24 protein-coding genes are annotated in these 19759 nt (G+C 54.1%); 18 read left to right on the top strand and 6 right to left on the bottom strand.

Features of this window, described 5'->3' with window-relative positions; translation table 11 throughout:
• Positions 1 to 63 precede the first annotated feature (63 nt).
• The 3 genes from PSSD_RS04690 to PSSD_RS04680 all read right to left on the bottom strand — a co-directional run bounded on the left by PSSD_RS04690 (position 64) and on the right by PSSD_RS04680 (position 2232).
• Positions 64 to 933, bottom strand: coding sequence for a phosphoribulokinase (locus PSSD_RS04690; protein ID WP_039332731.1), 870 nt, complete (start codon positions 931 to 933; stop codon positions 64 to 66).
• A 61-nt stretch (positions 934 to 994) separates the two neighbouring features.
• Positions 995 to 1213 (bottom strand): YheU family protein, encoded by a 219-nt coding sequence (locus tag PSSD_RS04685; RefSeq protein WP_039332733.1) that lies wholly within the window; start codon positions 1211 to 1213, stop codon positions 995 to 997.
• Positions 1214 to 1215: 2 nt separating this feature from the next.
• Positions 1216 to 2232 (bottom strand): hydrolase, encoded by a 1017-nt coding sequence (locus tag PSSD_RS04680; RefSeq protein WP_058969720.1) that lies wholly within the window; start codon positions 2230 to 2232, stop codon positions 1216 to 1218.
• Between the two features lie 60 nt (positions 2233 to 2292).
• Between PSSD_RS04680 and PSSD_RS04675 the strand changes: the two genes are divergently transcribed.
• Positions 2293 to 2895 (top strand): LysE family translocator, encoded by a 603-nt coding sequence (locus tag PSSD_RS04675; RefSeq protein WP_039332737.1) that lies wholly within the window; start codon positions 2293 to 2295, stop codon positions 2893 to 2895.
• Between the two features lies 1 nt (position 2896).
• Here the strand turns inward: PSSD_RS04675 and PSSD_RS04670 are convergent, their stop codons facing one another.
• Entirely contained in the window at positions 2897 to 3877 is a 981-nt protein-coding gene (locus PSSD_RS04670; protein WP_058969718.1) for a LacI family DNA-binding transcriptional regulator, read from the bottom strand.
• Positions 3878 to 4109: 232 nt separating this feature from the next.
• Here PSSD_RS04670 and tauA point away from each other — a divergent pair, with 232 nt between their 5' ends.
• The 4 genes from tauA to tauD are packed head-to-tail and all read left to right on the top strand — an operon-like array spanning position 4110 to position 7528.
• A complete protein-coding gene (gene tauA / locus PSSD_RS04665) occupies positions 4110 to 5090 on the top strand; it encodes a taurine ABC transporter substrate-binding protein (protein ID WP_039332741.1) in 981 nt (326 codons plus the stop codon).
• Between the two features lie 10 nt (positions 5091 to 5100).
• Entirely contained in the window at positions 5101 to 5868 is a 768-nt protein-coding gene (gene tauB, locus PSSD_RS04660; protein WP_058969716.1) for a taurine ABC transporter ATP-binding subunit, read from the top strand.
• On the top strand, positions 5865 to 6692 hold the full coding sequence (tauC, locus tag PSSD_RS04655) for a taurine ABC transporter permease TauC (RefSeq protein WP_058969714.1): 828 nt from the start codon (positions 5865 to 5867) through the stop codon (positions 6690 to 6692). Before tauB ends, tauC begins: the two co-directional genes overlap by 4 nt.
• The gene (gene tauD, locus PSSD_RS04650) at positions 6689 to 7528 is read left to right on the top strand and encodes a taurine dioxygenase (protein ID WP_058969712.1); all 840 of its coding nucleotides are present in this window, start codon (positions 6689 to 6691) and stop codon (positions 7526 to 7528) included. Before tauC ends, tauD begins: the two co-directional genes overlap by 4 nt.
• Before the next feature lie 104 nt (positions 7529 to 7632).
• Here the strand turns inward: tauD and PSSD_RS04645 are convergent, their stop codons facing one another.
• A complete protein-coding gene (locus tag PSSD_RS04645) occupies positions 7633 to 9537 on the bottom strand; it encodes an ABC transporter ATP-binding protein (protein WP_058969710.1) in 1905 nt (634 codons plus the stop codon).
• A gap of 115 nt (positions 9538 to 9652) precedes the next feature.
• On the opposite strand from PSSD_RS04645, the gene kefG reads away from it, so the two are divergent.
• The 4 genes from kefG (at position 9653) to slyD (ending at position 12988) form a co-directional block, all read left to right on the top strand.
• The gene (gene kefG / locus PSSD_RS04640; protein WP_058969708.1) at positions 9653 to 10204 is read left to right on the top strand and encodes a glutathione-regulated potassium-efflux system ancillary protein KefG; all 552 of its coding nucleotides are present in this window, start codon (positions 9653 to 9655) and stop codon (positions 10202 to 10204) included.
• Positions 10204 to 12006 (top strand): glutathione-regulated potassium-efflux system protein KefB, encoded by a 1803-nt coding sequence (gene kefB / locus PSSD_RS04635; RefSeq protein ID WP_058969706.1) that lies wholly within the window; start codon positions 10204 to 10206, stop codon positions 12004 to 12006. Before kefG ends, kefB begins: the two co-directional genes overlap by 1 nt.
• 46 nt (positions 12007 to 12052) lie before the next feature.
• Positions 12053 to 12247, top strand: coding sequence for a YheV family putative zinc ribbon protein (locus PSSD_RS04630; RefSeq protein WP_039336336.1), 195 nt, complete (start codon positions 12053 to 12055; stop codon positions 12245 to 12247).
• 192 nt (positions 12248 to 12439) lie between these two features.
• Positions 12440 to 12988 carry a peptidylprolyl isomerase gene (gene slyD / locus PSSD_RS04625; RefSeq protein ID WP_039336337.1) on the top strand — a complete coding sequence of 183 codons (549 nt, stop codon included), beginning with the start codon at positions 12440 to 12442 and terminating at the stop codon, positions 12986 to 12988.
• 72 nt (positions 12989 to 13060) lie between these two features.
• Here slyD and PSSD_RS04620 read toward each other — a convergent pair whose 3' ends face one another.
• Positions 13061 to 13279 (bottom strand): SlyX family protein, encoded by a 219-nt coding sequence (locus PSSD_RS04620; protein WP_039336354.1) that lies wholly within the window; start codon positions 13277 to 13279, stop codon positions 13061 to 13063.
• A gap of 279 nt (positions 13280 to 13558) precedes the next feature.
• Here PSSD_RS04620 and fkpA point away from each other — a divergent pair, with 279 nt between their 5' ends.
• The 9 genes from fkpA to PSSD_RS27340 all read left to right on the top strand — a co-directional run.
• Positions 13559 to 14389 (top strand): FKBP-type peptidyl-prolyl cis-trans isomerase, encoded by an 831-nt coding sequence (gene fkpA / locus PSSD_RS04615; protein WP_039336338.1) that lies wholly within the window; start codon positions 13559 to 13561, stop codon positions 14387 to 14389.
• A gap of 170 nt (positions 14390 to 14559) precedes the next feature.
• A complete protein-coding gene (locus tag PSSD_RS04610) occupies positions 14560 to 15282 on the top strand; it encodes a helix-turn-helix transcriptional regulator (protein WP_039336339.1) in 723 nt (240 codons plus the stop codon).
• Complete coding sequence (tusD, locus tag PSSD_RS04605) at positions 15282 to 15668, top strand: sulfurtransferase complex subunit TusD (protein ID WP_058969705.1); 387 nt, start codon at positions 15282 to 15284, stop codon at positions 15666 to 15668. The genes PSSD_RS04610 and tusD overlap by 1 nt, the downstream gene beginning before the upstream one ends.
• Positions 15668 to 16027, top strand: coding sequence for a sulfurtransferase complex subunit TusC (tusC, locus tag PSSD_RS04600; protein WP_039336345.1), 360 nt, complete (start codon positions 15668 to 15670; stop codon positions 16025 to 16027). Before tusD ends, tusC begins: the two co-directional genes overlap by 1 nt.
• Positions 16028 to 16036: 9 nt before the next feature.
• Entirely contained in the window at positions 16037 to 16324 is a 288-nt protein-coding gene (gene tusB, locus PSSD_RS04595; RefSeq protein ID WP_039336347.1) for a sulfurtransferase complex subunit TusB, read from the top strand.
• 126 nt (positions 16325 to 16450) lie between these two features.
• Complete coding sequence (rpsL, locus tag PSSD_RS04590) at positions 16451 to 16825, top strand: 30S ribosomal protein S12 (protein ID WP_006120575.1); 375 nt, start codon at positions 16451 to 16453, stop codon at positions 16823 to 16825.
• A 96-nt stretch (positions 16826 to 16921) separates the two neighbouring features.
• Positions 16922 to 17392 (top strand): 30S ribosomal protein S7, encoded by a 471-nt coding sequence (gene rpsG, locus PSSD_RS04585; protein WP_007886246.1) that lies wholly within the window; start codon positions 16922 to 16924, stop codon positions 17390 to 17392.
• A gap of 93 nt (positions 17393 to 17485) precedes the next feature.
• Positions 17486 to 19600: an elongation factor G gene (gene fusA / locus PSSD_RS04580; RefSeq protein WP_039336352.1), complete on the top strand. Its 2115-nt coding sequence runs from the start codon at positions 17486 to 17488 to the stop codon at positions 19598 to 19600.
• Positions 19601 to 19669: 69 nt separating this feature from the next.
• The coding region (locus PSSD_RS27340) for a GTP-binding protein (protein WP_235589182.1) at positions 19670 to 19759 on the top strand (90 nt) is incomplete at its 3' end.

Below are 19759 nucleotides of genomic sequence, written 5' to 3'. Positions count from 1 at the left end.
GCGGCGCGATTTATCGCGCGGTGTGATGCACGCCATACATCGTGCCGCTACAGAAATTCTGGATTATTCAATCCGTTTACCTTCGATCAGCCGTTGCACCAGCGGTGTCATGATCAATTCCATCGCCAGCCCCATTTTGCCCCCCGGCACCACCAGCGTATTCATGTGTGAAATGAACGAGCCCTGAATCATTGCCAGCAGGTAAGGGTAGGCAATCCCCTCCAGACCACGGAAATGGATCACCACAAAACTTTCGTCGAGTGAAGGGATCTCACGTGCGGCAAACGGGTTGGAGGTATCCACGGTCGGCACGCGCTGGAAGTTGATGTGGGTGCGAGAGAACTGCGGCGTGATGTAGTTGATATAGTCCTCCATCGAACGCACCACCGAATCCATCACCGCTTCACGAGAATGCCCACGTTCGCTGGTATCGCGCACCAGCTTTTGAATCCACTCCAGGTTCACAATCGGCACCACACCCACCAGCAGATCCACATGCTCTGCCACGTTATGCGGTTGCGTCACCACACCGCCGTGTAACCCTTCATAGAACAGCACATCGGTGTTGTCCGGCAGCGGCTGCCATGGCGTAAAGGTGCCCGGCACCTGATTCCACGGCACCGCTTCATCATAGGTGTGCAGATACTTGCGCGATTCGCCCTGACCGGTTTTTCCGTAGTGCTTAAACGTCTGTTCTAATAAACCAAAGTCATTGGCTTCGGGGCCAAAGTAGCTAATGTGACGACCCAGATCGCGCGCCTTACGGATCGCCATGTCCATCTCTGGACGGGTGTAGCGATGGAAGCTGTCACCTTCGACTTCCGCAGCGTGCAGATCCAGCTGCTGGAATATTTTACGGAAGGCGAGGCTGGTGGTGGTGGTACCGGCTCCGCTGGAACCGGTAACGGCAATAATTGGATGCCTGGCTGACATAACAGAACTCCCTGTGAGGTCCGGCGATGAGCATTGTTACCACGAATTGCCGCGCGGTGCATTAACCGCGAAAATCTCGCGCTGGCATGATATTCACTGATTCATGCAGTTCAGACCACACCAGCACGACTTCTCCGCGTTCCAGTTGGCGGCGCACATCGGCCACCTTCTGCGCCAGGCTGCGCTCCTGCTCGCCGTAATCGGTGCCTTCACGTAACACGAAGGTTTCAATCAGGTTTTCCAGCGTTGTCACTTCAAGTTCTTGCCAGGGAATAATCACGATCACACATCCAGATAGGTTGAAAGCCAGTCAGGCACACGCTGTTCCAGCCACATTTTCGGCTTCAGCAAGGTGCCGCCGACAAAACCAACATGACCGCCTTGTTGCGTCAGCTGATATTCAATGGAGGGTGACAGCTGTTCTGGCTGCGGTATCACCGCGTCAGTCATAAACGGGTCGTCTTTGGCGTGAATGATCAGCAACGGCTTGCGCACGCCCGTGAGCAGCGGCATGGCGCTGGCACGTTGATAATAGTCATTGGCATCCAGAAAACCGTGCGCGCGTGCGGTAATCGCATCATCGAACTCGCGAATGCGGCGAAAGGCGCGCAGCTGGCTCAGTTCCACCGGCAGCGTGCCGGGCCAGGCCAGCAGTTTACGCGTGGCGTTCTGTTTCAGCTTGGTCAGCAAATAGTGCTGATAGAAGCGCGAGAAGCCGGCATCCAGCTTTTCGCTACAGGGTTCAAGGGCAAAGGGGGCCGAAATCGCAACGGCGGCATCAACCAGAGCATCGTTGCCCTGCATGCCCAGCAAATAGGCCAGCATATTACCACCGAGTGAAACGCCCACCGCTGCCGTCGGGACCGTACCCCATTCGCGCTGGAGCCAGTGCAGGAAAAAGGTGGCGTCTTCCGTTTCACCGGAATGATAAATGCGCTGCAGGCGATTGGGCTCGCCACTGCAACCCCGGAAGTGCATCACTACTGCCAGCCATCCGCGTGCCTGGCAGGCCTGCATCAGGCCGTGGGCGTAGGGGCTGCGGAAGCTGCCCTCCAGGCCGTGGAACATCACCATACGAGGTTTGTGGCGCGCCTGCGCAGGATCTTCGCTCCACGCGAGATCAACAAAATCGCCGTCCGGCAGGTCAAGGCGCTGCCAGTGCGGGCGTAAGGTTACACGCCGACGCAGAATGCGCGGCAGCAGTGTTTGTAGATGCGCGTTACTGAATCCGCGCAGCGGTGTAAAGCGCTCGCCGTCGGGGCGATCAAAATAGCTTGGGTAAAGGCTTGTCTGATGCATAAGTCGCTGATAGCTTCGATGGGTTGTCCGCTTTACTGGGTGAGGAGCACCCGAATATACATGGAACTGAGTCTTTTTTTATCAATGTTGGGCTTTCTTTGGGTCGCTGCCATCACGCCTGGCCCCAATAATATGTTACTTACCGCCTCAGGTGCTAATTTTGGCTTCCTGCGCACCATTCCGTTGCTCATTGGTATCATGATTGGCATGCAAGTCATGTTGCTGATGGTGGCATTTGGTATCGGTGGTCTCATCCTGCTTTATCCTTCTCTGCATCTGGTGCTGAAGATTGCTGGTAGCCTCTACTTACTGTGGCTGGCGTGGAAAATCGCGACTGCGGAGTACGAGAAGCTGGAAACGGAAGACGCCAGCGTGAAGCAGATGCCATTCTGGCAAGGCGGATTGCTGCAACTGATCAACCCTAAAGCCTGGTTGATGGCATTGGGTGCGGTCGCCAGCTTCAGCCTCGCAGGCGATGCTTACCTGCATTCGGTGATAGCCATCAGCATCGGCATGGCACTGGTCAACGTGGTATCCGGCGTAATCTGGATGGGGTTTGGTTCGATGATCGGCCGCCTGCTGCGCAGCCCGCGCGCGTGGAAAATCTTCAACCTCGCCATGGGAGTATTGACGGCCGCCTGCGTGCTGTTGATTTGGCGTTGAGTCAGCTGGAGGCGCGTTCGACGCGCTTCCAGGGTAATACCTCGCGCACTACCTCACTCTGCGGCTGACGGATGCGGTTCAGTAACAGCTGAACACTGCGCGCGCCCAGCCGGTTCATCGGTTGTTCAATGGTCGTCAGCGGCGGGTTGAGGCTGCTGGTAAACGGAATACCATCAAATCCCACCACCGCCAGATCTTCCGGCACGCGCAATCCGGCTTCCAGCGCGGCATGGATCACACCGACGGCCAGCACATCCGACACCGCAAACACCGCGTCAGGTCGTTCCGGATGCAACAACAACTCCCGCAGCGCAGCGCTTCCCGACTCGCACGAAATATTTTCAGCATAGGCCACGGCACCCCAGCTCAGTTCTAACTGCTCCAGCGCCTCACGGTAACCACTCTCTCGCTGATGGGAATAGAGGTAGCGCATATCGCAATTCACCAACGCAATGCGGCGACGGCCTTTACTGGCCAGGTAACGCACGGTTTCAAAGGCGGCTTCTTTATTATCGATGGTGACGCTGGAGGTCTGGATCGACGGATCGTATTCCGCGCACTGTACCCAAGGCGCATCACCAATCATTCCCTTCAACTCTTGCAGGCAGGCGGCAGCGTCCATGGTGATGACGCCATCCACCACTTTGCCGCTGAGCAATGCCAGATAGGCTGCTTCACGGGGTAGCTGCGAGGCCGAATTGCACAACAGGATGTGATAACCCTGTGCCTCGGCTTCAGCTTCAATGCCTTGCACCACGCGCGAACAGAAGGGATTGGTGATGTCTGAAATTAACACCAGTAACATATGGCTTTGCGCGGTACGCAGCTGACGTGCCAGCAGATTGGGTTGGTAGTCGCAGTGCTCAATGGCTGCGAGCACCTTTTCACGCGTGTCCGGCCGCACACCGGGATGTTGATTTAACACCCGTGATACCGTGGCTTTTGATACGCCAGCGAGATGCGCAACTTTCTCAATCGACATGGATTCAGTACCGGCAACTGGGTTGTAAAATCAGGAGCCTATCAATAACACAGGCAGGATGTGAGCGCGTGACATATTTCTGTCTTTACGCCTTCTTTGCAATTGCGTATTCCGCATAGCCTTGCCCGATGTTGATCTAAGAACAGATTTTCATTAGGGATAATTTTTAATTCCTTTATGAAATTACCCGCACTGGAGAAACTGCCGTCACGACATAACATTGGGGTGAACGATGATGGCAGTGAAAAAAACAATAACAGCAGTGGCAGCAGCATTCGCCCTGATGGCCTTTCAGGCGCAAGCGGTTAACGTGACGGTGGCGTATCAAACTTCGGCAGAGCCGGCCAAAGTGGCGCAAGCCGATAACACCTTTGCCAAAGAGAGTGGCGCAACCGTTGACTGGCGTAAATTTGATAGCGGTGCCAGCGTGCTGCGCGCATTGGCCTCGGGCGATGTGCAGATCGGCAATATCGGTTCGAGTCCGCTCGCCGTGGCAGCCACGCAACAGCTGCCGATTGAAGCCTTTCTGTTGGCCTCTCAGCTCGGCAATTCCGAAGCGCTGGTGGTCAAGAAATCCATCACCCAACCTAAAGATCTGATTGGCAAACGTATTGCGGTGCCTTTCATCTCCACGACGCATTACAGCCTGCTGTCTGCGCTCAAACATTGGGGCATCAAGCCATCACAGGTGCAGTTAGTGAACCTGCAACCGCCCGCCATTATTGCCGCGTGGAAACGCGGTGACATCGATGGCGCCTATGTCTGGTCTCCTGCGGTGAATGAGCTGGAGAAAGACGGCACGGTGTTGACTGACTCTTCTCAGGTGGGCAAATGGGGCTCACCGACGCTGGATGTCTGGGTGGTGCGCAAAGACTTCGCGCAACAGCATCCTGAGATCGTCACCGCCTTCGCCCGCAGCGCGATTGACGCACAACAGGCGTATATCGCCAATCCCGATCAGTGGCTCAAGCAGCCAGACAACCTGAGCAAGCTGTCACGCTTAAGCGGCGTGCCGGAGAGCGATGTGCCGGTGCTGGTGAAAGGCAACACTTACCTGACTGCGCAACAACAGCTCGAACAGCTGGGTAAACCCGTGAACAAGGCGATTGTCGACACCGCGCACTTCCTGAAAGAGCAGGGCAAAGTGCCGGATGCCGCCAGCGACTACAGCAGCTACGTCACCACACGCTTTGTTGCACCCTTAGCGAAGTAACGGAGGTTTTATGCTCAGCATCACCAACCTGAATGCGCGTTACGCCGGACAACCCGCGCTGCAAGATATCAATTTGCAGCTCGACCAACGCGACCTGCTGGTGGTGCTGGGGCCTTCTGGTTGCGGAAAAACCACACTGCTCAATCTGATTGCCGGTTTTCTGCCGCTGGAGTCGGGCAGCATTACGCTGGATGGCAAAGCGGTGAACGGGCCTGGTGCCGAGCGCGGTGTGGTATTCCAGAACGAGGGATTGCTGCCGTGGCGTAACGTCATCGATAACGTGGCCTTTGGTTTACAACTGGCGGGAATGGCGAAAGCCGAGCGCCACGCTATCGCCCGACGTTTGATCCGCAAAGTGGGACTGGAAGGGGCAGAAAAGCGTTTTATCTGGCAGCTCTCTGGGGGTCAACGTCAGCGCGTGGGTATTGCCCGTGCGCTGGCGGCTGACCCTCAGCTGCTGCTGTTAGATGAGCCGTTTGGTGCGCTGGATGCTTTTACCCGCGAACAGATGCAAACACTGCTTCTGACGCTGTGGCGGGATACCGGTAAACAGATTTTGCTGATAACCCACGATATAGAGGAAGCGGTGTTTCTCGCCAGCGAACTGGTGCTGCTGTCACCGGGGCCGGGGCGCGTGGTTGAGCGTATCAAACTCGACTTTGGCCAACGGTTTGCCGCGGGTGAGCCGTGCCGCAGCATTAAGTCCGATCCGGCTTTCATCGAACGTCGTGAGTATGTATTGAATCAGGTCTTTTCCCAGCGGGAGGCGTTTGTATGAGTGCGGTGATTGATGAGAAAACCCAGACGCGGCGCCGCTCGCTGCGCTGGCCGTTTTCACCCCAGTTTTCTCTCAGCTTGCTGAGCGTAGCTTTGATGCTGCTGGTGTGGTGGGCGGTGACCGCCCTCGGTTTAGTCGCGCCTTTATTCCTGCCGCCACCCCAGCAGGTGTTGCAAAAGTTACTGCTGATCGCCAGTCCGCAAGGCTTTATGGATGCGACGCTGTGGCAGCACTTAGGTGCCAGCCTCACGCGCATGCTGGTGGCGTTGTTCTTTGCCGCACTGATCGGTATTCCGGTGGGCATTGCGATGGGGTTGAGCCCTGCGATTCGTGGGCTGCTGGACCCGCTGATTGAACTCTATCGCCCGGTGCCGCCGCTGGCTTATTTACCGCTGATGGTGATTTGGTTCGGCATCGGTGAAACCTCGAAAATTTTACTGATTTATCTGGCGATCTTCGCGCCGGTGACGCTCTCGACGCTGGCAGGCGTGAAAAATGCCCAGCAGGTGCGGATTCGTGCGGCTCAGGCATTAGGCGCGTCGCGCTGGCAGCTGTTGCGTTACGTGATTTTACCGGGAGCACTGCCGGAAATTCTGACCGGATTACGGATTGGCTTGGGCGTGGGATGGTCAACGCTGGTGGCCGCCGAACTGATTGCCGCCACGCGCGGACTCGGATTTATGGTGCAGTCGGCGGGCGAGTTTCTCGCCACCGATGTGGTGCTGGCGGGTATCGCGGTGATTGCGTTAATTGCCTTTAGTTTAGAACTGGGTCTGCGCGCTCTGCAGCGCCGTCTGACACCCTGGAATGGAGAACAACAATGAATGAACGTGTGACTTTTACCGCGCTGGGCCCGCATATCGGCGCACAGGTCGACGATCTCGATCTCAGCCGCCCGTTAAGCGATGCGCAGTTTGAGCAGCTTTATCACGGCCTGCTACGCCATCAAGTGTTGTTTCTGCGTAATCAGGTGATCACACCCGCACAGCAGCGTGCGCTAGCGGTGCGCTTCGGCGATCTGCATATCCACCCGGTTTATCCGCATGCGGAAGGGGTGGAAGAGATTATCGTGCTGGACACCCATCAGGACAATCCACCGGATAATGATAACTGGCACACCGATGTGACCTTTATCGACACGCCCCCAGCGATTGCGATTCTCGCCTCGAAGCTGTTGCCGGAGAGTGGCGGCGATACCTTGTGGTCCACCGGGATTGCAGCTTATGAAGCGCTGTCTGAACCCTTTAAGCAGCTGCTGAGTGGCTTGCAGGCCGAGCATGATTTTAAAAAATCGTTCCAGGAGTATAAGTACCGCAAGACCGAGGAGGAGCATCAGCGCTGGCAGCAAGCCGTCGCGAAAAATCCACCGGTGCAGCATCCGGTAATCCGAACCCATCCGGTGAGCGGACGCAAAGCGCTGTTTGTGAATGAAGGTTTTACCACGCGCTTGCTGGGATTGAGTGAGAAAGAGAGTGATGCACTGTTGGGCTTTCTGTTCGCACATACCGCCAAACCCGAGTTCCAGGTGCGCTGGCGCTGGCAGGAGAATGATGTGGCAATCTGGGATAACCGCGTGACGCAGCATTACGCCAATGCGGATTATTATCCGGCACGAAGGGTGATGCATCGGGCAACGGTGTTGGGGGACAAACCGTTTTAAAACGTCCGTAGCGTGTTGCGATTGCGTTGCCGCGGCGCGGCATCATGCCGCACCTGGCGCCTTATCTCGCTACGCTACGATCGTTTTCAGCATACTGTGATGCTTTAACTCGCCAGCATCTGCTCCAACTGCTCTTGCGCATCCAGCCATGCCATTTCAACGTCTTCCAGCGCGGATTTACTTTCGGCCTGACGTTGCAACGCGGTGTTGAGATCGGCTTTACGGCTCTGATCGTAAATCGCACTGTCGGAGAGTAAGGCTTCGGCTTCGCTCAACTGGCTTTGCCATTTCGCCATCAGCTTCTCAAGTTTCTCGATCTCTTTACGCAACGGCTGAGTCTGCGAACGCAGTTCGGCATCGCGGCGTTTCTGATCTTTGCGTGACTGGGCGCTGTTGGCGTTATCCTGCTTTGGTGCGGCATCCTGTTGCGCTTGTTGCTTCTGCAAGTCGCTCAACCACTGCTGATAGTCATCGAGATCGCCTTCGAAGACATCGACTTTACGGTCATGCACCAGATAGAGGTCATCGGTGGTCGAACGCAACAGATGGCGGTCATGCGAAACCACAACCAGCGCGCCTTCGAAGTCAATCAGGGCTTCGGTCAGTGCCTGGCGCATGTCGAGATCAAGGTGGTTGGTCGGTTCATCAAGCAGCAGCAGGTTAGGGCGCTGCCACACGATCAACGCCAGCACCAGTCGCGCTTTTTCACCACCGGAGAAGCGTTCGGTGATCTCGCTGACTTTGTCACCCTGGAAGCCGAAACCGCCCAGATAGTCGCGCAGCTGCTGTTCCAGCGTTTGTGGCGCAATGCGCGCCAGATGCTGTAAAGGGGACTCGTCGGCGCGCAAATACTCAAGTTGATGCTGCGCGAAGTAACCGAGTTTGATGCCTTTGGCCAATCCGACTTTGCCATCCAGCGCTTCAATTTCACCCGCCAGCAGTTTAATCAGCGTCGATTTACCGGCACCGTTACGGCCCAGCAAGCCAATGCGTGAACCGGGCACCAGGTTGAGTTTGATGGCATCAAGGATGATGCGCTCACCGTAACCCGCCGTCACTTTCTCCATTTTTAACAACGGATTTGGCAGGCTTTCTGGCGCACGGAAGCTAAAACTGAAGGGATTATCGACGTGTGCCGGGGCAATCAACTCCATGCGCTCCAGCATTTTGATACGGCTCTGCGCTTGCTTGGCCTTGGTGGCCTGCGCGCGGAAGCGATCGATGTACTTTTGCAGGTGTTGTACTTTTTCCTGCTGACTCTGGAACAACGCCTGTTGCTGTGCCAGTTTGGCTACGCGCTGGCGTTCGAACGAGCTGTAGTTGCCGGTATATTCGAACATCGTCTGCTGCTCGATATGGATAATCTTATCCACCACCGGATCAAGAAAATCTCGGTCGTGCGAGATCAGGATCAGCGTGCCTTCGTAGCTTTTTAACCAACGCTCAAGCCAGATCACCGCATCGAGATCGAGGTGGTTGGTGGGTTCATCAAGCAGCAGCAGATCGGAGCGGCACACCAACGCCTGCGCCAGGTTAAGGCGCATACGCCAGCCACCGGAGAAATCACTCACCGGCCGCATCAACTGTTCCTGGCTAAAGCCCAATCCGTGCAGCAGGCTGGAAGCGCGTGCGTGTATGCTCCATGCCTGAATCGCATCGAGCTTGCCGTGTACCAGAGCGATGGCATTACCATCATCTTTGGCATTGGCTTCCGCTAATTCGGATTCAAGCTGACGATATTCGCGGTCGCCATCAATAACATATTCCAGCGCGGCTTTACTTAACGCGGGGGTTTCCTGATTTACCCATGCCAGTGCCCAGCTATTGGGAAAGGTGAAGTGACCTGCATCGCTGCTGAGTTCACCTTTAAGCAACGACAGCAGCGTAGATTTGCCACAGCCGTTTTTGCCCACCAGACCGACTTTTTGGCCGGGATTAATGGTGGCTGTTGCGTTATCCAGCAGCACATTGGTGCCGCGGCGGATTTGTAATGAGGAAAATACAATCATAAGCGCCGTATCGTCAGAATATGTTAATTTATCGGCAACATAATTCGAGAATGTTTAGTTGCGTCGAGCATGGTAGCGGAATTCCTCTGCTGTGACGACGCTTTGGAGGGGAACGATGTCGCAGCCACCCAAAATTTTGCTGCTTTACGCCCATCCGGAATCACAGGATTCGATTGCTAATCGGGTTTTGCTGCAGTCGGCTATGGAACTGGACCACGTCACGGTGCACGATTTATATGCCCACTATCCGGACTTTTTTATTGATATTCACCACGAGCAGCAACTGTTACGTGAGCATCAGATCGTGGTGTTTCAGCATCCACTTTATACCTACAGCTGCCCAGCACTGCTTAAAGAGTGGCTGGACCGCGTCTTGTCACGCGGCTTTGCCAGCGGTACAGACGGCAATGCATTAGAAGGTAAGTATTGGCGCAGCGTGGTAACCACCGGGGAGCCGGAAACGGCTTATCATGCGCATGGGTTAAATCGCTATCCCATGAGCGATATCATGCGTCCGTTTGAGCTGACGGCCCAGATGTGCCGTATGCACTGGATGACGCCGATGGTGATCTACTGGGCACGCCGCCAGACGTCAGATGTGATGCGTAATTATGCGCAGGCATACCGCGACTGGCTCGCTGCGCCATTGCCACAGGGAGTCATGTAATGGAAGGGCAAACCTTACTGACTGCCGGGGTGATCTATCTGGTTGCCGCGGTGCTGATCGTGCCGATTGCGGCGCGCCTCGGTATTGGCGCGGTGCTGGGCTATTTGCTGGCGGGCATCGCCATCGGCCCTTGGGGCTTAGGTTTTATCAGCGACGTCGATGAAATTCTGCATTTCTCTGAACTCGGCGTGGTGTTCCTGATGTTCATCATCGGCCTTGAGCTGAATCCTGCGAAGCTCTGGGCGTTGCGCCGCTCGATCTTTGGCGTGGGGGCGGCGCAGGTGCTGGTTTCTGCCGCCATTCTTGGGGTGCTGCTGTGGCTCACGAACTTTAGCTGGCAAGCAGCGGTGATTGGCGGGATTGGTCTGGCCATGTCTTCAACCGCCATGGCGCTGCAGCTGATGCGAGATAAAGGCATGAACCGCAGTGAAGCGGGTCAGCTTGGTTTCTCGGTACTGCTCTTTCAGGATTTAGCGGTCATTCCCGCTTTGGCGTTGGTCCCGCTGCTGGCAGGGGGGGACAGTGGCCATGTCGACTGGCTGAAAGTGGGGATGAAGGTGCTGGCGTTTGCCGGCATGCTGGTGGGCGGCCGCTATTTGCTGCGTCCTATCTTCCGCTTTATTGCGGCTTCGGGGGTGCGTGAAGTGTTCACCGCAGCCTCGTTGTTGCTGGTGCTCGGCTCTGCGCTGTTTATGGATGCGCTGGGGCTGTCGATGGCGCTGGGTACCTTTATTGCCGGTATCCTGCTGGCAGAAAGTGAATATCGCCATGAGCTGGAAGTGGCGATTGAACCCTTTAAAGGGTTACTGCTGGGGCTGTTTTTTATCTCCGTTGGCATGGCGCTGAATCTTGGCGTGCTCTATACCCACATCCTCGAAATCATTCTTGGCGTGGTGATTCTGGTGGCGGTGAAAACGCTGGTGCTCTATGTGCTGGCGCGTATTTACGGGCTGCGCAGTTCTGAGCGCCAGCAGTTTGCTGGCGTGTTGAGCCAAGGCGGTGAGTTTGCGTTCGTGCTGTTCTCGGCGGCTTCCTCCGCCAAATTGTTCAGCGGCGATCAACTGCCGCTGCTGCTGGTGACAGTGACGCTATCGATGATGACCACCCCTCTGCTGATGCAGGGCGTGGATAAATTGCTCGCGCGCCGTTTCAATGAGCCAGATGATGACAGTGAAAAGCCGTTTGTCGAAGACGATCAGCCGCAGGTGATTGTGGTGGGCTTTGGGCGTTTCGGTCAGGTGGTGGGCCGCCTGCTAATGGCCAACAACAAACGTATCACCGTACTGGAACGTGATATCTCTGCAGTCAGCCTGATGCGCAAATATGGCTACAAGGTTTACTATGGCGATGCGACCGAGCTGGAACTGTTGCGCGCTGCCGGCGCAGAAAATGCGCAATCGATCGTGATTACTTGCAATGATCCGGAAGATTCGATGACCATCGTGCATCTTTGCCAGCAGCACTTCCCGCAGTTGGAAATTCTGGCGCGAGCACGTGGTCGTGTTGAAGCGCATGAGTTGTTGCAGGCGGGTGTGAAGCTGTTCTCACGCGAAACCTTCTCGAGTGCGTTGGAGCTAGGCCGCAAAGCGCTGATCTCATTGGGTATGCATCCGCACCAGGCGCAACGTGCTCAGCAGCACTTCCGTCGGCTGGATATGCGTATGCTGCGTGAACTGGTGCCAAGCCACGATGACAGTGCCCAGGTTTCACGTGTGAAAGAAGCGCGCCGTGAGCTGGAGGATATCTTCCAGCGGGAAATGCAGCACGAAAAACGCCAGTTTGACGGCTGGGATGACGAGTAGAACTACACTTAACGTATCCGTTCACTAATGACGGGCAGGAAAGAGTATGCGTAAACGATTTATTGCCGGTGCAGTTTGTCCGCAATGCCAGGAAAAAGACACCCTGGCGCTGTGGCGTGAAAACAATGTCGATGTGGTGGAGTGCGTAAAGTGCGGCCACCAAATGCGCGAAGCGGATAAGCAGGTTCGCGAGCAGGTGCGCAGCAACGAACAAGTGATCGGCATTTTTCATCCTGAGTAGCGGAATGGCGCAGCTTTTTTTAAGCTTAAACTTACAGCGGGATTGAATTCCGTTACAATCGGCGCCATTAACGCTGAGCAGTATGCAGCAACACATTTGTTGGCATCCTCAGTCTTGAACCTTTCTGGTTGGTTATTGCACGCAAATAGACCAATGAGACGGGATCTCAGTTCTCAACGGTTAGGAGATATCATGAAAGTAGCAAAAGACCTGGTGGTGAGCCTGGCGTATCAGGTTCGTACCGAAGACGGTGTGTTGGTTGACGAGTCACCGGTGAGTGCACCGTTGGACTATCTGCACGGTCATGGTTCCCTGATTTCTGGTCTGGAAAAAGCGCTGGAAAATCATGATGTAGGCGATAAGTTTGATGTGCATATCCCAGCAAACGATGCTTACGGTCAGTATGATGACAATCTGGTTCAGCGCGTACCTAAAGACGTGTTCATGGGCGTGGATGAACTGCAGGTTGGCATGCGCTTCCTGGCAGAAACAGATCAAGGCCCGGTTCCGGTTGAAATCACCGAAGTGGAAGACGAGCATGTTGTGGTTGATGGTAACCACATGCTGGCAGGTCAGAACCTGAACTTTAACGTGGAAGTGGTCGCGATCCGTGAAGCTACGGAAGAAGAAATCGCTCACGGTCACGTACATGGCGCACACGGCCACGATCATGATCACGACCATGGTCACGATCACGGTCAAGGCGGCTGTGGCACTGGCGGTTGTGGCTGCAGCCACTAAGTTTTGCCTGAAGAGACAAGAGGCCACCGTTAGGTGGCCTTTTTTATGCTAGCAGCACAACCATTCTGGACATCAGTAGTGCGGCGGCGGCGTCTCTTCTGACTGCGAAGCCAGCAATGAAGGTGTCGCGGCTTTCACCTTGTCGACCAGCAAACGCACCTGTTCACGCATCCTGCTCATCTCCAGTTCATGCTGGGTCACCGTGTGATTGAGCTGATCGATAGTGTCTTCCTGAAAAGCCAGCTTGCTCTCCAGTGCCTCAAGGCGTTGTTCCCACTCTTCCTGTTGCATCATCTCTTCTCCTCTTACGGTGCTGCGCCTGGCGCGTATCGGGCGTGATTCTACGGCCTTTAGCACCAGAATCACCCGATTTTTAAGCTTAATATCGGCAGAAGGTTGAAAACAGCGCGAATGCCTTCATCTCTGGTGAAACTTCCTGATGCAAAAAAGGTCGGATGTTAAGCGGGTAATTACGTTGTGGGAGTGTTCGCCGCTGCCACGTAAAGTTATAGTGTGGGCCACTGTCCGCAATGATTCCCGAGGTTTAGATGCTTCGGTTTTGGAGAAAGGATGAAATCACTGTTTAAAGTCACATTGTTAGCTACCACCATGGCCGTCGCGCTGAATGCACCGCTGGCAATGGCAGCAGAAACCACCGCAGCTCCGGCTGACGCAGCGCAGGCTGCGCCACAGGCACCTAAGAACGCTGCCTTCAAAAACGAAGACCAGCAGTCAGCCTATGCGTTGGGCGCCTCTTTGGGTCGCTACATGGACAATTCTCTGAAGGAACAAGAGAAACTGGGCATCAAACTGGACAAAGATCAGCTGATCGCAGGTGTTCAGGATGCATTCGGTGGCAAGAGCAAGCTGTCTGATCAAGAGATCGAGCAGACGCTGCAAGCCTTCGAAGGCCGCGTGAAAGGCGCAGCACAGGCGAAGATGGAAAAAGACGCGAAGGAGAACTCTGATAAGGGTGCCGCTTACGCTGACAAATTCGCCAAAGAAAAAGGCGTGAAGAAAACTGAATCAGGCTTGCTGTACCAGGTAGAGAAAGAAGGTACTGGCGACGCACCAAAAGACAGCGATACGGTTGTCGTGAACTACAAAGGTACGCTGATTGACGGTACCGAGTTCGATAACTCTTACACCCGTGGCGAGCCACTGTCGTTCCGTCTGGATGGTGTGATCCCAGGCTGGACCGAAGGTCTGAAGCACGTGAAGAAAGGCGGTAAGATCAAGCTGGTGATCCCACCAAACCTGGCTTACGGTAAAAATGGCGTTCCGGGCATTCCGGCTAACTCCACCCTGGTGTTTGATGTTGAACTGCTTGATATCAAACCCGCGCCTAAGGCGGATGAGAAAGCTCAGGCACCAGCCGAAGCTGACAAGAAAGCGCAGTAATCTGCCATTTCTTATACCGCCGCCTCCGGGCGGCGGTTTCATTTCTACTGAATTATTTAGGTGGCTAATAACCACGACATTTGCCAGACTAGCAGCTGCATAATAATCACCACATGAGTCTGCCCCAATGCTGTCGAGACAGGCTCCAGCCATTTAGGGTAATGTCTTCGATGTCTAATCCATTCAATCCCGGTGAACTGACTGACTTCGATTTACTGGAGCAACGTCCGTTCGAGCAAGCCGACTACGATATTCTCAAATCTTACGAAGCGGTGGTCGATGGTCTGGCGATGCTGATCGGTTCGCACTGCGAAATCGTGCTGCACTCACTGGAAGATTTGAAATGCTCGGCAGTGCGTATTGCCAACGGCGAACATACCGGCCGTAAAGTGGGTTCACCGATTACCGATTTGGCACTGCGTATGCTGCACGATATGCACGGCGCAGACAGCAATGTGTCTCGCGCCTACTTTACGCGCGCGAAAAGTGGCGTGCTGATGAAATCGGTGACTATCGCCATTCGCAATCGCCAGCAGCGTGTCATTGGTTTGCTGTGCATCAACATGAACCTTGACGTGCCTTTCTCCCAAATCATGTCGACATTTATGCCGCCAGAAATGCAGCAGGTTGATTCCAATGTCAACTTCGCCAGTTCCGTTGAAGACCTGGTGATGCAAACGCTGGAGTTCACCATTGAAGAGGTGAGTGCTGACCGTAATGTGTCGAACAACGCGAAGAATCGTCAGATTGTGCTCAATCTGTATGAGAAAGGTATCTTCGATATTAAAGACGCGATTAATCAGGTGGCTGACCGCCTGAATATCTCCAAGCATACGGTTTACCTTTATATCCGCCAGTTTAAAAACGGTGATTTTCAGGGGCAGGATCGCTAATGCGCTACATCTTGCTGGTCACCGGCCCGGCGTACGGTACGCAGCATGCCAGCAGCGCGCTGCTGTTTGCGCGTGCGCTGATCGGGGCGGGACATCAGCTGGAAAGCGTCTTCTTTTATCGTGAGGGCGTGTTGAATGCCAATCAGCTGACGGCACCCGCCAGCGATGAAATCGATATGGTGCGGGAATGGCAGCATCTGCATGACCAAAGCGGCGTGGCGTTGAATATTTGCGTGGCGGCGGCACTGCGTCGTGGCGTGACCGATGCGCAGGAAGCCGCGCGATTGCAACTTTCTGGCAGCAATCTGCAAGCGGGTTTTGAACTCAGTGGATTGGGTGCGTTAGCGGAAGCCGCACTCAGTTGCGATCGGCTGGTGCAATTCTGATGAATCGAGTGGCTTTTCTGTTTACTCAGGCTCCGCACGGCAGCAGTGCCGGCAGGGAAGGGCTGGATGCAGTGTTGGCGACAGGGGCGTTAAGTGAAGATATTGCGCTGTTCTTTGTGGGTGATGGCGTGCTGCAGCTTAACCCGCACCAGCAGCCGGAAAAGATTCTGGCACGCAACTACATTGCTACCTTTGGTGTGCTGGAGCTTTATGACATCGACCAGTGTTTTGTCTGCGAGGAGTCACTGCTGGCACGTGGGCAGCGTGTGACGGCCAACCGCGTGTTGACGGCGGAGGTGCTGAATGCAGCCGCTCTGCGCCAGAAACTCGCGACTTATCACCGTATCATCCGCTTCTGAGAAACGACCATGCTTTACACGCTGTTGCAATCCCCCTGGCAATGCGACCTCGATAGCCTTCTGCTGCTGTTGCAAGAGGGGGATGATGTATTGCTATTACAGGATGGCGTCACCGCCGCGCTCGAGGGCAGCCAGATGTTCCTCAAGCTGTCGTCTTCGCCTGCAACGCTGTGGGTTTTAGAAGAAGATGTGCTGGCACGTGGTCTTGTTGGCCAAATTTCGACCAATATCCAGCCTCTGGACTATACTGGGTTCGTTGCCTTGACGATAAAGCACCAACAACAAGTGGCCTGGTAACAGCGAAAACCTGGTTATTTCTTGACACCCTTTTGACACAGTCCTAGAATTCTGCCTCCTCGTAGAAATACGAGGCGATTTATTACGTGTTTACGAAGCAAAAAGCTAAATCCCAGGAGCTATTTAATGGCAACAGTTAACCAGCTGGTTCGCAAACCACGCGTACGCAAAGTTGCAAAGAGCAACGTGCCTGCGCTGGAAGCTTGCCCGCAGAAACGTGGTGTTTGTACTCGTGTGTACACCACTACCCCTAAAAAACCAAACTCAGCACTGCGTAAAGTTTGCCGTGTGCGTTTGACTAACGGTTTTGAAGTTACCTCCTACATCGGCGGTGAAGGTCATAACCTGCAGGAGCACTCAGTGATCCTGATCCGTGGCGGTCGTGTTAAAGACTTGCCAGGTGTGCGTTACCACACCGTTCGTGGCGCGCTGGACTGCTCAGGTGTTAAAGACCGTAAGCAGTCACGCTCCAAGTATGGCGTGAAGAAGCCAAAGGCTTAATGGTTCTCCGTTAAGTAAGGCCAAACGTTTTAACTTTAATGTCAAAATAAACTCGTAGAGTTTTGGACAATCCTGAATTAACAACGGAGTATTTCCATGCCACGTCGTCGCGTCATTGGTCAGCGTAAAATTCTGCCGGATCCTAAGTTCGGATCAGAGCTGCTGGCTAAATTTGTAAACATCCTGATGGTAGATGGTAAAAAATCTACTGCTGAATCTATCGTCTATACCGCACTTGATACCCTGGCTCAACGTGCTGGTAAAGATGGTCTGGAAGCTTTCGAAGTTGCACTCGAAAACGTACGTCCGACTGTAGAAGTTAAGTCACGTCGCGTTGGTGGTTCAACCTACCAGGTTCCAGTTGAAGTCCGTCCGGTTCGTCGTAATGCTCTGGCAATGCGTTGGATCGTAGAAGCTGCTCGTAAACGCGGTGATAAATCTATGGCTCTCCGTCTGGCGAACGAACTTTCTGATGCTGCAGAGAACAAAGGTACTGCAGTTAAGAAACGTGAAGACGTTCACCGCATGGCAGAAGCCAACAAGGCGTTCGCACACTACCGCTGGTAACAGCTGCGTAGTTGTTATTAACCCAGCGGGCGTCCCAGTGACTCACCTGCTGGGCTTTTTTAACTTAGAACGTCTCAGAATCAGAGGAATCAAATGGCTCGTAAAACACCCATTGAGCGCTACCGTAACATTGGTATCAGTGCGCACATCGACGCCGGTAAGACTACTACTACCGAACGTGTTCTGTTCTACACCGGTGTAAACCACAAAATCGGTGAAGTACATGACGGCGCAGCAACCATGGACTGGATGGAGCAGGAGCAGGAGCGTGGTATTACCATTACCTCTGCTGCGACTACCTGTTACTGGTCTGGTATGGCTAAGCAGTTCGAACCACACCACGTAAACATCATCGACACCCCGGGACACGTTGACTTCACCATCGAAGTTGAGCGTTCTATGCGTGTGCTTGATGGCGCGGTAATGGTTTACTGTGCAGTTGGTGGCGTTCAGCCACAGTCTGAAACCGTATGGCGCCAGGCTAACAAATATAAAGTTCCACGCATCGCGTTCGTTAACAAAATGGACCGTATGGGTGCTAACTTCCTGAAAGTTGTTGGTCAGATGAAAGATCGTCTGGGTGCAAACCCAGTACCACTTCAGCTGGCTATCGGCGCAGAAGAAGGCTTCACCGGTGTTGTTGACCTGGTGAAAATGAAAGCAATCAACTGGAACGAGGCCGATCAAGGCGTCACCTTCGTTTACGAAGATATTCCAGCGGATATGCAGGAACTGGCTGAAGAATGGCGTGCTAAGCTCGTTGAAGCTGCAGCTGAAGGTTCTGATGAGCTGATGGATAAATTCTTCGGCGGCGAAGAGCTGACTGAAGAAGAGATCAAAACCTCTCTGCGTAAGCGCGTTCTGAACAACGAAATTATCCTGGTAACCTGTGGTTCTGCATTTAAGAACAAAGGTGTTCAGGCGATGCTGGATGCGGTAGTTGAATACCTGCCAGCACCAACTGACGTTACCGCGATTAACGGTATGCTGGACGACGGTAAAGACACGCCGGCTGAGCGTCACTCAGACGACAAAGAGCCGTTTGCTGCACTGGCGTTCAAAATCGCTACCGACCCGTTTGTTGGTAACCTGACCTTCTTCCGCGTTTACTCAGGTGTTGTTAACACGGGTGATACCGTTTACAACCCGGTTAAGTCAAACCGTGAGCGTCTGGGCCGTATCGTACAGATGCACGCTAACAAACGTGAAGAGATCAAAGAAGTTCGTGCGGGCGACATCGCAGCAGCGATCGGCCTGAAAGATGTGACCACTGGTGACACCCTGTGTGACCCAGACAACGTCATCATCCTTGAGCGCATGGAATTCCCTGAGCCAGTAATCTCAATCGCCGTTGAACCAAAAACCAAAGCTGACCAGGAAAAAATGGGTCTGGCTCTGGGCCGTCTGGCTAAAGAAGACCCATCATTCCGCGTATGGACTGATGAAGAATCTAACCAGACCATCATCGCCGGTATGGGTGAACTGCACCTCGACATCATCGTTGACCGTATGAAGCGTGAGTTCAACGTGGAAGCAAACGTGGGTAAACCACAGGTTGCTTACCGTGAAGCGATTCGCTCTAAAGTTACCGATATCGAAGGTAAACACGCCAAGCAGTCTGGTGGTCGTGGTCAGTACGGTCATGTTGTTATCGACATGTACCCTCTGGAGCCAGGTGTTAACCCGAAAGGTTACGAATTTGTCAACGATATCAAGGGCGGTGTGATTCCAACTGAATACATCCCTGCGGTTGATAAAGGCCTTCAGGAGCAGCTGAAATCAGGTCCACTGGCGGGTTATCCGGTAGTAGATCTGGGTGTTCGTCTGCACTTCGGTTCATACCATGATGTCGACTCCTCAGAGCTGGCGTTTAAACTGGCTGCTTCTTTAGCGTTCAAAGAAGGCTTCAAAAAAGCACAACCTGTGCTGCTTGAGCCAATCATGAAGGTTGAAGTTGAGACTCCGGAAGAGAACACCGGTGACGTTATCGGTGACCTTAGCCGTCGTCGTGGTATGCTCAAAGGACAGGAATCTAACGCTACTGGCGTTCAGATCCATGCTGAAGTTCCACTGTCTGAAATGTTCGGATATGCAACTCAGCTGCGTTCTCTGACCAAAGGCCGTGCTTCTTACTCCATGGAGTTCCTGAAGTACGATGATGCGCCGAACAACGTCGCTCAGGCCGTTATTGAAGCTCGTAGCAAATAAGCTACGGTTTAAAAATTGTGAACTGCTGCCTTCATGACTCATGAAGGCACAACGTAAGGAATTATCGCCATGGCGAAAGAGCAATTTCAGCGTAACAAACTGCACGTAAACGTCGGCACCATCGGTCACGTTGACCATGGTAAAACCACTCTGACTGCA

It is taken from the genome of Type-D symbiont of Plautia stali (assembly GCF_001485335.1).
GTDB classification, from domain to species: domain Bacteria; phylum Pseudomonadota; class Gammaproteobacteria; order Enterobacterales; family Enterobacteriaceae; genus Pantoea; species Pantoea vagans_C.
The sequence above is the reverse complement of the archived record's forward strand: the minus strand, read 5'-3'. Positions and strand labels throughout refer to the sequence as shown.

Excerpts from the sequence above, each read along its gene's own strand:
- PSSD_RS04690 (WP_039332731.1), bottom strand. The coding sequence starts at position 933 with ATGTCAGCCAGGCATCCAATTATTGCCGTTACCGGTTCCAGCGGAGCC.
- PSSD_RS04680 (WP_058969720.1), bottom strand. The coding sequence starts at position 2,232 with ATGCATCAGACAAGCCTTTACCCAAGCTATTTTGATCGCCCCGACGGC.
- PSSD_RS04675 (WP_039332737.1), top strand. The coding sequence starts at position 2,293 with ATGGAACTGAGTCTTTTTTTATCAATGTTGGGCTTTCTTTGGGTCGCT.
- PSSD_RS04670 (WP_058969718.1), bottom strand. The coding sequence starts at position 3,877 with ATGTCGATTGAGAAAGTTGCGCATCTCGCTGGCGTATCAAAAGCCACG.
- tauA (WP_039332741.1), top strand. The coding sequence starts at position 4,110 with ATGATGGCAGTGAAAAAAACAATAACAGCAGTGGCAGCAGCATTCGCC.
- tauB (WP_058969716.1), top strand. The coding sequence starts at position 5,101 with ATGCTCAGCATCACCAACCTGAATGCGCGTTACGCCGGACAACCCGCG.
- tauC (WP_058969714.1), top strand. The coding sequence starts at position 5,865 with ATGAGTGCGGTGATTGATGAGAAAACCCAGACGCGGCGCCGCTCGCTG.
- tauD (WP_058969712.1), top strand. The coding sequence starts at position 6,689 with ATGAATGAACGTGTGACTTTTACCGCGCTGGGCCCGCATATCGGCGCA.
- PSSD_RS04645 (WP_058969710.1), bottom strand. The coding sequence starts at position 9,537 with ATGATTGTATTTTCCTCATTACAAATCCGCCGCGGCACCAATGTGCTG.
- kefG (WP_058969708.1), top strand. The coding sequence starts at position 9,653 with ATGTCGCAGCCACCCAAAATTTTGCTGCTTTACGCCCATCCGGAATCA.
- kefB (WP_058969706.1), top strand. The coding sequence starts at position 10,204 with ATGGAAGGGCAAACCTTACTGACTGCCGGGGTGATCTATCTGGTTGCC.
- PSSD_RS04630 (WP_039336336.1), top strand. The coding sequence starts at position 12,053 with ATGCGTAAACGATTTATTGCCGGTGCAGTTTGTCCGCAATGCCAGGAA.
- slyD (WP_039336337.1), top strand. The coding sequence starts at position 12,440 with ATGAAAGTAGCAAAAGACCTGGTGGTGAGCCTGGCGTATCAGGTTCGT.
- PSSD_RS04620 (WP_039336354.1), bottom strand. The coding sequence starts at position 13,279 with ATGCAACAGGAAGAGTGGGAACAACGCCTTGAGGCACTGGAGAGCAAG.
- fkpA (WP_039336338.1), top strand. The coding sequence starts at position 13,559 with ATGAAATCACTGTTTAAAGTCACATTGTTAGCTACCACCATGGCCGTC.
- PSSD_RS04610 (WP_039336339.1), top strand. The coding sequence starts at position 14,560 with ATGTCTAATCCATTCAATCCCGGTGAACTGACTGACTTCGATTTACTG.
- tusD (WP_058969705.1), top strand. The coding sequence starts at position 15,282 with ATGCGCTACATCTTGCTGGTCACCGGCCCGGCGTACGGTACGCAGCAT.
- tusC (WP_039336345.1), top strand. The coding sequence starts at position 15,668 with ATGAATCGAGTGGCTTTTCTGTTTACTCAGGCTCCGCACGGCAGCAGT.
- tusB (WP_039336347.1), top strand. The coding sequence starts at position 16,037 with ATGCTTTACACGCTGTTGCAATCCCCCTGGCAATGCGACCTCGATAGC.
- rpsL (WP_006120575.1), top strand. The coding sequence starts at position 16,451 with ATGGCAACAGTTAACCAGCTGGTTCGCAAACCACGCGTACGCAAAGTT.
- rpsG (WP_007886246.1), top strand. The coding sequence starts at position 16,922 with ATGCCACGTCGTCGCGTCATTGGTCAGCGTAAAATTCTGCCGGATCCT.
- fusA (WP_039336352.1), top strand. The coding sequence starts at position 17,486 with ATGGCTCGTAAAACACCCATTGAGCGCTACCGTAACATTGGTATCAGT.